At 76.6% G+C, this 11,094-nt stretch carries 6 protein-coding genes and 2 pseudogenes; 4 read left to right on the plus strand and 4 right to left on the minus strand.

All coding sequences use genetic code 11. From position 1 onward, the window contains the following. Window positions 1-250: 250 nt before the first annotated feature. A complete protein-coding gene (locus NI17_RS05405; RefSeq protein WP_068692042.1) occupies window positions 251-2,038 on the plus strand; it encodes an RNA ligase family protein in 1,788 nt (595 codons plus the stop codon). Between the two features lie 3 nt (window positions 2,039-2,041). Next, window positions 2,042-4,897: a poly(A) polymerase gene (locus NI17_RS05410; protein ID WP_243597626.1), complete on the plus strand. Its 2,856-nt coding sequence runs from the start codon at window positions 2,042-2,044 to the stop codon at window positions 4,895-4,897. An 18-nt stretch (window positions 4,898-4,915) separates the two neighbouring features. On the opposite strand, the pseudogene NI17_RS05415 reads toward NI17_RS05410, so the two are convergent. The 3 genes and pseudogenes from NI17_RS05415 to NI17_RS05425 all read right to left on the minus strand — a co-directional run. Next, a pseudogene (locus tag NI17_RS05415) lies at window positions 4,916-5,128 on the minus strand (response regulator transcription factor); the annotation flags it as partial. A 112-nt stretch (window positions 5,129-5,240) separates the two neighbouring features. Further along, window positions 5,241-6,221 carry a TIGR03557 family F420-dependent LLM class oxidoreductase gene (locus NI17_RS05420; RefSeq protein ID WP_068692046.1) on the minus strand — a complete coding sequence of 327 codons (981 nt, stop codon included), beginning with the start codon at window positions 6,219-6,221 and terminating at the stop codon, window positions 5,241-5,243. Between the two features lie 75 nt (window positions 6,222-6,296). Further along, window positions 6,297-7,208, minus strand: a complete 912-nt coding sequence (locus NI17_RS05425; protein WP_234401979.1) for an NAD(P)/FAD-dependent oxidoreductase — start codon at window positions 7,206-7,208, stop codon at window positions 6,297-6,299. A gap of 368 nt (window positions 7,209-7,576) precedes the next feature. Between NI17_RS05425 and NI17_RS05430 the strand changes: the two genes are divergently transcribed. Both NI17_RS05430 and NI17_RS05435 read left to right on the plus strand, forming a co-directional pair. After that, window positions 7,577-8,764: an isochorismate synthase gene (locus tag NI17_RS05430; RefSeq protein ID WP_157129745.1), complete on the plus strand. Its 1,188-nt coding sequence runs from the start codon at window positions 7,577-7,579 to the stop codon at window positions 8,762-8,764. A 7-nt stretch (window positions 8,765-8,771) separates the two neighbouring features. Further along, on the plus strand, window positions 8,772-9,449 hold the full coding sequence (locus tag NI17_RS05435) for an isochorismatase family protein (RefSeq protein WP_068692050.1): 678 nt from the start codon (window positions 8,772-8,774) through the stop codon (window positions 9,447-9,449). 9 nt (window positions 9,450-9,458) lie between these two features. Here NI17_RS05435 and NI17_RS05440 read toward each other — a convergent pair. After that, a pseudogene (locus NI17_RS05440) lies at window positions 9,459-11,080 on the minus strand ((2,3-dihydroxybenzoyl)adenylate synthase). Window positions 11,081-11,094: the final 14 nt, after the last annotated feature.

An 11,094-nucleotide genomic window follows, 5' to 3' on the forward strand; every position in this document is an offset into this window, starting at 1 on the left:
CCGCGCATCGGGGCCGCGCCGCGCCCGTGGGCCCGGCGCGGTGCAAAACGATGTGGTGGGGCGCTCTTCCCCACGGGGCGGGGCCATGCCGTGCGGTGCGTGCGTCCCCACCCGCTCGCCGTGAACGGCGGCTCTGCTTCGCCCAACACCCGGACCGGTCCGCGTGTTCCCGTGGGACGATATTCGATGGCTCCCCGCGGAGCGCCTCCCGTACAGTGCTGGGCCGTGCCGTCATCGGGAGCGTTCGACCATGCGCCTGTCCTATCCACGTACCCCGCACCTGCCCTGGTCGCCGGGGGCCACACCGGACGACGCGCGGGCCGCCGGGGTGTCGGGGCTGGTGGGCCGGGAGGTCGTGGTCACCGAGAAGCTCGACGGGGAGAACACCACCCTGTACCGTGACGGGCTGCACGCCCGCTCCGTGGACTCGGCGCACCATCCGTCCCGCGCGTGGACCAGGGCCCTGCACGGCAGGATCGCCCACGCCCTCCCGCCCGGCCGGCGGGTCTGCGGCGAGAACCTGTACGCGCGCCACTCGATCGCCTACACCGACCTGGACAGCTGGTTCTACGCCTTCTCCGTGTGGGACGGCGAGCACTGCCTGGACTGGGACGCCACCGTGCGTTTCGCGCGGCGGCTGGGCGTGCCGGTCCCGCCGGTGCTGTGGCGCGGCGTCTTCGACGAGCGGGCGCTGCGCGCGCTGCGCCTGGACACCGCCCGCCAGGAGGGGTACGTGGTGCGGACCGTCGAGGGCTTCCGCCGCGACGAGTTCGCCCACCGCGTCGCCAAGTGGGTGCGGCCCGGACACGTCCGGACCGGCGAGCACTGGATGTCCGCGCCCGTCGTCGCCAACGGGCTCGGGCGTGGCGCCGCGCTGTGGGAGGTGCGCTCCGGAGCCGAACCGGACGCCGCGGCGCTGCTCGCCGCACTGGACCTCGCGGCGGCGGACCTGTGCGGACCCGCCACGGCGACGCCCGGGGACGTCGCGCGCGCCGAGGCCGCGGCGGCCGACGCCGCCGCCCGCCTCGACCTGCTGGGCCGCACCGGCGACGCCCGGCTCGCCGGGGTGCTGGCCGCCCTGTTCCACCGCGCCCGCCGCGCCTGGCTGGCGCCCCGCCTGGCGGACCGGCTCGGCCCGCGCCTGGCCCGCCGGACCGCCGACCTGGTCGGACTGCACGGCCTGCTGCACCGCGACCTCCCCGACGAGAAACGCCGCACCGGGTTGGCGCGCATGAGCGAGGCCGCCGACCTCGGTGTGCTGCACGCGCTCGCCGCCGCGGCCCTGACCGGACGCGACGACGCGGAGGCGCGGGAGGCACGTGACCGGGTCGCCTGGTCCGAACTGCACGCCGAGGACGCCGGACTGCTCGGCGAGACGCCGCTGGAGGGGGTGCGCGCGCGGCTGCGCGAGGAGTTCGTCCACGGCGACCCCGACGTGGCGGACCGGTGCTGGGCCGAGGCGCGGCGGGCCCTCGCCGAGGGGCGGATCACCACCGCCGAGGAGGCGGTCGCGCTGACCTGGCGGTGGCGTGGCGCCGCCTTCTGCCACCTCGTCGTCACGGTCGGCCCGTCCGGCAGCGGCAAGAGCACCTTCGCCCGCTCCCTTCCCGGCGTCTGCGTCACCGTGTCGCTCGACGAGTTGCGCCGGGGCCGGGGCTCCCGCGCCGACCAGAGCGCCAACCGCACGGTCCTCGGCGAGGGGCTGCGCCGCCTCGACACCGCCCTGAGCGACACGTCACACGACGGCTGCACCGTCGTGTGGGACGCCACCGCCCTCAACCGGCACCAGCGCTTTCTGGTGCACGCCGTGGCACGCCGCCGCGACGCGCTGGTCACGCACGCGGTGTGGCTGCTCGACGAGGACACGCTGGCGCGGCGCAACGTGGAACGCCGGCACCCGGTTCCCCCGGAGGTGCTGGCCGACCAGGTGCGCCGCTACGAGCCGCCCTACCCGGGGGAGGCGCACCGCACCTGGTATGTCGGAGCCGACGGCGGCGTCCGCGACACCGCCGGTGTCCTGGACGGCGAGGAGGACTGAGCCATGCGCACCAGCGAGGAGATCTACCACCGGGTCCGCTGGGATCCGCGGTTCGACCCGGCACGGTTCGTCCTGGGGGTCAACGACCGCGGCCGCCCACCCAAGCGCCTGCCGCTGCCCGACTTCGTCCCCGGAGGCGACATCCCCTGGCACCGGATCGTGTTCATCGAGGCCGACGGCGAGGTGGTCTGGGACCGCGTCCGCGGCGTGGACCGGATCGGCTCCTCCCAGGCGGGGCGGGTGCGGCGTCCGCGCCGGCTCGGCGCGCCGTTCTTCACCGCCCGCACCCCGCACGCGTGGCTGCCGGGCGCCGGGTGGCGGCCCGCCCCGGCCGCCGGGGGAACGCCGCCGTCCGTGGCGCGCCTGCGCGTGCTGACCTGGAACACGCTGTGGGACCGCCACGAACGTGACCGGATCGACACCGCGCGGCGCAGACCGCTGCTGCTGGAGGCGTTGCGGCGGGCCGACGCCGACGTCGTCGCGCTGCAGGAGGTCGAACCCGACCTCCTCGACCTGCTGTGCCGTGAACCGTGGGTACGTGACGGCTACACCCTGGCCCTCGACCCCGCGGGCGGCGGCGTCGCCGAGCACGGACTGCTGCTGCTCAGCCGCCTGCCCGTGGCCGAGGCGGGCCACTGCGCGCTGGGACCGCACAAGGCCGTCTCCGCGCTGGTCGTGGAGACCGCCACCCGGCCGGTCGTGGTGGCCGTCACCCACCTGACCAGCGACCACACCGAGAACGCGGCGGAGCGCCGCCGGGCCGAACTCGCGCGCGTCAGTGAGGCGCTGGCCGCCGTGGACGGGGACGCGGTCCTCGTGGGCGACTTCAACGACGGCGGCGACACGCCCGTCCGGCGGCTGGGACTGCGCGACGCCTGGACGGAGGCGCGCGGGGCCGACGACGACACCCCCACCTTCGACCCGCGGGCCAACCCGCTGGCGGCGGTCTCCTCGCGGTCCGGCCGCGCCGCCCGCCTCGACCGCGTGCTGCTGCGCGGCCCCGGCCTGCGCGCCGTTGCCGCGCGCCTGCTGGGCGACGCCCCGGCCGCCCCGGACGGCCTGTTCGTCTCCGACCACTACGGCGTCGTCGCCGACGTCACGGTCGGCGGCAGCGGCGACGTGCCCTCCGACGTCTGCGACGCGCCGCCGAACACACGGACGGCACTGGTGTGGCTGCCGCCCGAGGAGCTGCGGCCGCCGATCCAGCGGATCCGGGAGCGCTGCGACCCCGGGGCCCACCGGTGGCCGCCGCACGTCACGGTGCTGTTCGGCTTCGTTTCGGAAGCCTCCTTCGAGGACGCCGCGCCGCTGCTGGCCGAGGCCGCCGCCGCGCGGGACCCGTTCGACACCCGCCTGCGCGGCGTGGGCGTCTTCGCCCACCGCGGCCGCTCCACGGTCTGGCTCGACCCGGCCGCCTCCGGGGACGGGCCGTGGCAGGAGCTGCGCGCGGCCCTGGAGCGCCGCTTCCCCCGCTGCGGGGGAAGCGGCGGGGGATACGTTCCGCACCTCACCCTGGGCCGGGTCGCCGACCCCGAGCGGTTCGCCACCGAACACGCCGAGCTCCTGCCCGACGCGGTCGCGCGGGTGGCGGAACTCGTCCTGCTGTCCCGCCGGGGGGACGAGCCCATGCGGCCCCGGGCGGTCGTGGAGCTGGGGACGGGACGGGTGCGCCGGCTCGACGGCGCCCGCGGGGCCGACGCCGCCCCCGTTGCGGAGCGGGATGACGGGGAGTGGAACGCGCGGGTCACGGCGCGGCTGGCGCGGGCGCTGCCCGGGGGAGTGGTGCACGTCGTCGGGTCGCGGAGCATGGGCTGCGCCCTGGCGGGAGCCGACCTGGACCTGGTGGCGGCGCTGCCCGGCGAGGTCGACCTCGACAACGTCGCGGCGCGGGTCGCGGCGGCGCTGCCGGAGGCGGAGGGGCTGCGGCGGGTCGCCGGCGCGCGGACACCGGGGCTGCGGCTGCGCGTCGGCGGCACGGCCGTGGACCTGGTGGCCGTCGCCACCGGGGACGTCCCGCCCGCCGAGGCGGTGGCCCGCCGCACCGAGCTGGGCGCGGACGCCGCGGTGGCGCTGAGCGCGGTCGGCGACGCCGCGGCGGTGCGCACCGCGGTCGGCGACCGGCAGGCCGCCTTCGCCGCCCTGGTCCGCGACGTCAGGACGTGGGCGCGGGCGCGCGGACTGGACCGCGCCCCGTTCGGCGGACTGCCCGGCCTGGCCTGGACCGTCATGGCGGCGCGCACCGTCCTCGAACACGGCGCGGACGGCGGTCCCGACGCGCTGCTCGGTCGCTTCTTCGCGGAGTGGGCCGCCTGGGACTGGCGGCATCCGGTCGCCCTGCGTCCGGATGCCGCCGCACCGGGCGCCCCGGCCGCGCCCGTGCGGATCCTCACCCCCTCCGCGCCGGTCCGCTCCTGCGCCGACCAGGTGAGCGCGGGCGGGCGGGACCTGCTGGAGCAGGAGCTGTACCGGGCCTGGGAGATCGCGGAGGAGGCGGCGCGCACCGGCGCCGACCCCCGGCCCGCGCTGGGGGCGCCGCCGCCGATGCACCGCAGGCACGCCGCGTGGGCGGTGGTGGCCGTGCGCGCGGTGCCCGGCGAGCGCTTCGACACCACGCTGGGCCGGGTGTGGGGCCGTATGCGCGCCCTGCTCACCGCCCTGGAGCGGGCGGGCGTGTCGGACGCGCACGCCTGGCCCCGTCCGTTCGCGACCGCCCCGGACGAGGTCCGCTTCGCCGTGGGCCTGGGCCGCACTCCACCGGGCGCCGCCGCCCTCGCCGAGACCACCGGCCCGTGGCGGGCGCGGCTGCGCGGCGCCGACGTCAGGTGGGCCGACGGCGGCGAGGTGCCGACGCTGCGCTGAGGCGCGCCTCCGCGCTCCTCAGCGGGCGCCGCCCCGCAGGTAGGCCAGGACCGCGAGCACACGGCGGTTGACCTCCTGCGACGGGGGCAGGTCGAGCTTGGCGAGGATGTTGCCGACGTGCTTGCCGACCGCCGCCTCGGTGACGACGAGCCCGCGGGCGATGGCGGCGTTGGAGTGTCCCTCGGCGATGAGCGCCAGGACGTCGAGTTCCCGCGGGGTGAGGCTGACCAGCCGCTGCCGGGGCCCCTCGTCCTGGTCGCGGCGGTCCTGCTCGGCGCCGCCTTCACGGTGGCGGAGGTCCGGCACGTCCGGCGCTGGGGCGGGCCTCCGCCCGTGGCGCGGCTCAGACCGCCGCCTCCATCGGAGTCAGTGCGCGCAGCCGGTCGGCCAGTTCGCTGCGGTAGAAGTCGAGGAACCCGTCGGGGTCGGGGCCGGCGTTCTGCATCACCAGGTGGTCGAACCCGACGTCGGCGTAGCGCTGGGCGGCGGCGACGTAGCGGTCCGGGTCGGGGCCGCAGGCGAAGGCGTCGAGCACGTCCTCGGCGCGGACGGTGGCGCTGGCCGCGTCGAAGTTGACCGGGTTGGGCAGCTCGCTCATGACCTTCCACCCGGTCAGCGCCCACCGGGCGGTCGCCAGGACCGCCTGCACCGCGGCCTCCTCATCGGGCGCCCAGGCCACGGGCACCTCGGCGTAGCGGGGCCCGGAGCCGCCCGCGGCCTGGTAGTACCGGACGATCTCCGGTTTCGCCTCGGTGGCGAACAGCCCGTCACCGGCCTCGGCGGCCAGCTCCGCCGACGGCTGGCCGCTGGCGGCCACCGCGATCAGCGGGGGCTCGGCGGGCAGGTCGAAGATCCGCGCGTCCTCGAGGCGCAGGTGCCTGCCCTCGTAGCTGCGGTAGCCGCCGCGCCACAGCAGGTGGATGATCTCCACCGCCTCGCGGAGCATCTCGTGGCGCACCCGGACGGTGTCGGGGAAGCCGCGGCCCACGACGTGCTCGTTGAGGCGCTCCCCCGAGCCGACCCCCAGGGTGAAGCGGCCGCCGGAGAGCAGGGCCGTCGTCGCCGCGGCCTGCGCGATGATCGCCGGATGGTAGCGGACGGTCGGGCAGGTCACTCCGGTCACCAGGCCCACGCGGTCGGTGCGGACCGCGATCGCGCCGAGGAGCGTCCAGGTGAACGGCGAGTGCCCCTGGTCGTCCAGCCACGGGTGGAAGTGGTCGCTGATCTCCACGAAGTCGAACCCCGCCGCCTCGGCCAGGATCGCCTGGCGGACGATCTCCTCGGGACCGAACGCCTCGGTCGCCAGTTTGTACCCGATCTTCATGTCGCCTGCCCTCCGGAGGTCGCTCACCCGACGGGGCCGCCCACTATCCCTCCGGGAATCGGCTAAACGCGGTGGTCACCGGTTCTCCAGGTCGGCCCGGAAGAGGTCGCCGTCCATCCACAGCGCGGCGCGCACGCCGTCCGCGGCGCCGAGGACCACCAGGGTGGTGGCCTCGGGGACGGCGGGCAGTTTGGCGGTGTCCCCGGCCGCGGCCACCCCCGGCACGGTGGTCCGCTGCCGCTCGTCCACCCGGACCGTCCCGTCCGGCAGGATCTCGCATCCCAGTTCCTCGGCGAGCCGGGAGTGCTGGCGGGTCGGCGCCCGGTGGAAGACGGCCTGCCGGGACAGGACGCGGCCGTCGGCGAGGTGGAGGGCCACGTCGTCGGGGCCGCCGCCGACCCCGACCACGGGGGAGTCCTCGACGCGCACGTTCCCCGCGGCGAGCGCGGCGGCGGCCTCCCGGGGCGGCTTCGCGGCGCCGTGGGCGCACAGCACCACGTCCGAGCTGAAGCGGTCGGCCAGGTAGAGCGCCATCATCGCGTCCTCGGGGCGGGACGCGAGGACCGCCAGGGTCTTGTCGGCGGCCTCCCAGCCGTGGCAGTAGGGGCAGTGGAACACGCTCCTGCCGAACCGCTCGGCCAGGCCGGGGATGTCGGAGGGCATGTCGACCTGGCCGGTCGCCAGTACCAGGCGGCGTGCCCGTTCCCGGGTGCCGTCGGACAGGGCGACCGTGAAGTCGTCGATCGTCCCGGTGGCCGAGACGACCGTTCCCGACCGCAGTTGGACCGACGGATAGGCGGCCAGTTCGCCGCGTCCGGCCGCCAGGAACTCGGCCGGGGCGGTTCCGTCCCGGCTCAGCAGCATGTGCATCCGCGAGGCGGGGGCGTTGCGGGGGCGGCCGCCGTCGACCACCAGGACGCTGCGGCGCTGCCGGCCGAAGACGAGGGCCGCGCTCAGACCGGCCGGGCCGCCGCCGACCACGATCACGTCGAACAAGGGGGAACACCTCAATCCTCATGAAAAAGATAATCACTTCCATACTGGCACACGAGGTGTCCGCGGCGCTCCGTCCGGTGGCCTCCGCTCCGGGGTGGGGTGGACAGACAGGATTGAGAGTGATAATCATTTTCACACCGGGTGGGGGTGTCCCCCGCCCGGACCGGTGCGACAGGACGAAGGGACGGCGACGCCGTGGCGGACCACCGCAGTGTCTGGGCCGAGTACGTCGGCATGGTGATCCGCCCCCGGCGGGGGGAGGCGGAGCCGCCGACCGTCGCCCCCGCCGGGGGCGCGGGAACCGGGAGGGGACGGGGCCCACGGGCCCTTCCCGCCGCAACGGGATCGGCGGGCGCCCCGTGACCTCCGTCCCCGCGCGCGGTCCCGCTCCCGCGCCGCTGCGCGGCCACCGCCCGGGGGACTTCGTCCTCGCCGCGCCCGGCCGCACGCTGCTGGCCCGCGACCCGGTCGGCGAGGTGGTCCTGCGGCCGGGGGAGCCGGAGGGCGACCTGCGCGAGCGGCTGGCGGAGGGGACCGCGGCCGGGGCGCCGCGCCCTGCGGTCGCGGTCGGGGCGCTGCCCTTCGACCCCGGCGCCCCGGCGCGCCTGGTGGTGCCGCGCACCGTGGTGTCGATGCCGCGCTCCGCGGACCCTCCTCCGCCGCCCGGTCCACCGTTCGAGGTCCGGTGCCGACACGAGGAGCCCTCCGCGCGGGAGTACGCGCGCGGCGTCGCACGCGCCGTCGACCGGATCTCCCGGACCGGGCTGCGCAAGGTCGTCCTGGCCCGGGCCCTGGACCTGTCGCTCGACCGCCCCGTCGATCCGGGATGGCTGCTGCGGCGGCTCGCCGGGCAGAACCCGCGCGGCTACGCCTTCGCCGTCGAGGTGCCGGGGGCGGACCGGCGCACCACCCTGGTCGGCGCCAGCCCCGAACTGCTCGTCGCCCGGCGGGGGCGCGCCGTGCGCTGCCACCCGCTCGCCGGGTCGGCCGCCCGCGACGCCGACCCCGACGTCGACCGGAGGCGGGCCCGCTCCCTGGCGGGCTCAGAGAAGGACCGGCGGGAGCACGCGTTCGTCGTGGCCGCCATCGCCGACGCGCTGCGCCCGCTGTGCACGGCGCTCGACGTACCCGCGCGGCCCTCCCTCACCGCCACCGCGACCATGTGGCACCTGGGCACCCGCATCACCGGGGAACTGGCGGACCCGGAGGTGTCCTCGCTGGCGCTCGCCCGCGCCGTCCACCCGACGCCGGCGGTGTGCGGGACGCCGACGGAAGCGGCGCGGCAGGCCGTCGCCGAACTCGAACCGTTCGACCGCGGTCACTACGCGGGAGCGGTCGGCTGGTGCGACGCCGAAGGCGACGGGGAGTGGGCGGTCGCCCTGCGCTGCGCCGAGGTGTCGGACCGCGAGGTGCGGCTGTTCGCGGGCGCGGGGATCGTCGCCGACTCCGACCCGCGGGCCGAACTCGCCGAGACCGCGGCCAAGTTCCGCACCGTGCTCGCCGCGCTGGGCGTCGAGCCCCACCCGACCGAGCCCCCGACGGAATGAGGACACCGTGGCCCTGCCCCGCGTCGACGCCTACCCGATGCCCCGGAAGACGCCGCCGAACCGGGTGGACTGGCGCCCGGAGCGCCACCGCTGCGCGCTGCTGGTCCACGACATGCAGCGGTACTTCCTCGCCGCCTTCCGGCGGGACGCCGAGCCGGTGCCCGCACTGCTGCGCAACGTCCGCGCGCTCCGCGACCGGTGCGCGGCCCTGGACATCCCTCGAATCTACACTGTACAGCCGGGGGATCAGAAACCCCGGCAGCGCGGACTGCTGCGGGAGTTCTGGGGAGAGGGCCTCCGCGACGACGAGGCCCACACCGTGGTCGTTCCCGAGGTCGCCCCCCACGCCGGGGACGGGGACATCACGGTGACCAAGTGGCGCTACAGCGCGTTCGCGCGCACCGGCCTGGAGGAACTCCTGCGCGGACTCGGGCGCGACCAACTGGTCGTCTGCGGGGTCTACGCGCACATCGGCGTCCTCATGACCGCCTGCGACGCGTTCATGCGCGACGTCGAGCCGTTCGTCGTGGCCGACGCGGTCGCCGACTTCTCGGCCGAGGAGCACGCCATGGCACTGGACTACGCGGCGCGCCGCTGCGCCGCGGTCACGACCACGCGGACCGTCCTCGGTGCCCTGGACGGCGTGGCCGCCGAGGACGGTCCCGCCCCGGCGGGTGGCCGCTGAGCGGTCCGGTCAGGAGTCCGCGAGGTCGGCCAGGCGGGCGCGCAGCCGCTCCCTGTCCACCTTGCCGATCCCGGTGAGCGGGAGCGCGGCGACCCCGCGCAGTTCGTCGGGGACCTTGAAGGCCGCCAGGCCGCGCTCCAGCAGGGTTCGCCGCACCCGTGCGAGCGGCGGGCAGGGGCCGTCGGTCACGACGAACGCCACCGTGCGCTCGCCCAGGTGCGGGTCGGGCGCTCCCACGACCGCGGCGGCGCGCACCTCGGGCAGCGCCAGCAGGTGCTCCTCGACCTCCACGGCGGCGATCTTCTCCCCGGCCCGGTTGACCTGCTCCTTGACCCGGCCGACGACGACCAGGTCGCCGTCGGCGGTGCGGCGCACCAGGTCGCCGGTGCGGTAGAAGCCGTCGGGGGTGAACCGCGCCGCGTCCCACTCCCGGGCCCGGTAGTAGCCGCGCAGCGTGTACGGCCCCCGGACCAGCAGTTCCCCGGGAGTCCCCGGCGGCACGGGGCGGTCGTCCCCGTCGACGATCCGGATCTCGTCGGCGGGGGAGAGGGGACGGCCCTGGGTGGTGCACACGACGTCCTCGGGGGCGTCCAGGCGGGTGTAGTTGTTGAGCCCCTCGGCCATGCCGAACACCTGCTGGAGGCGGCAGCCCAGTTCCGGGCGGACGCGGCGCGCGGTCGCCTCGTCCAGGCGGGCGCCGCCCACCTGGAGGACCTCCAGGCTGGAGAGGTCCCGAAAGGTGCGCGCGGCCTCGTCGAGCCAGTGGGGGACCAGCGCGGGCACCAGGGCGGTGATCGTCACCCGCTCGGCCTCGACGAGGGCGAACGCGGTCGTGGGACTGGGGTCGGGGCACAGCACGACCGTGCCGCCCGCGGCGAGGGTGCCGACGATCCCCGGCGAGACCATGGTGAAGTTGTGCGCGGCCGGGAGGACCGCGAGGTAGACCGAACCGCCGTGCAGTCCGCACACCTCGGCCGAGGCCCGCGCGTTGTAGCCGTAGTCGGCGTGGGTGCGGGGGATGAGCTTGGGGTTCCGGTGGTCCCGCCCGAGAGGAGCAGCAGCGCGGGGTCCTCGGCCCGCCCCCTCCGCGCGTCTGCCGGGGGCGCCCCGGAGGCCTCCAGGTCGGCGAGGCCGCGGCGGTGGTCCGCCCCCGGCTCCCCGGCCACGAGGACGTGGCGCAGTGTCGGGCAGGCGCGCGCCACCTCGTCGGCCAGCGGCCTGGGGTCCCTGCGTCCGCGTCCGGCGGCGACGACGTGGGCGGCGGCGCCGGACAGCCGGGCCAGGGCGACCAGTTCGGAGCGGCCCAGGGACGGCAGGGCGAGGATCGGGACCGCGCCCAGGCACAGCAGGGCGAAGCACACGGTCACGTACTCCTCGCGGTTGGGCAGTTGGACCAGGACGCGCTCGCCCGGGTGCAGCGGGAGGGCGGCCAGGCCCGCGGCCAGCCGGTCCACGCGCCCGTCCAGTCCGGCGTAGTCGAGCCTGCCGGCGGGTGACACCAGCGCGGTGCGCGTGCCGTGCCGCCGCGCGCCCTCGCGCAGCAGTTCGTCGAGGGCCTGGTCGCGCCAGTACCCGGCTCGGCGGTACTCGGCCGCGGTCTCCTCCGGCCAGGCAACCCAGTCCTGCTCCACGTGATCCTCCGAAC

The sequence above is a fragment of the Thermobifida halotolerans genome (assembly GCF_003574835.2).
Lineage (GTDB): Bacteria > Actinomycetota > Actinomycetes > Streptosporangiales > Streptosporangiaceae > Thermobifida > Thermobifida halotolerans.

Bases quoted from the DNA above. Each gene is read 5' to 3' on its own strand.
- NI17_RS05405 (WP_068692042.1), top strand. From the start codon at position 251: ATGCGCCTGTCCTATCCACGTACCCCGCACCTGCCCTGGTCGCCGGGG.
- NI17_RS05410 (WP_243597626.1), top strand. From the start codon at position 2,042: ATGCGCACCAGCGAGGAGATCTACCACCGGGTCCGCTGGGATCCGCGG.
- NI17_RS05420 (WP_068692046.1), bottom strand. From the start codon at position 6,221: ATGAAGATCGGGTACAAACTGGCGACCGAGGCGTTCGGTCCCGAGGAG.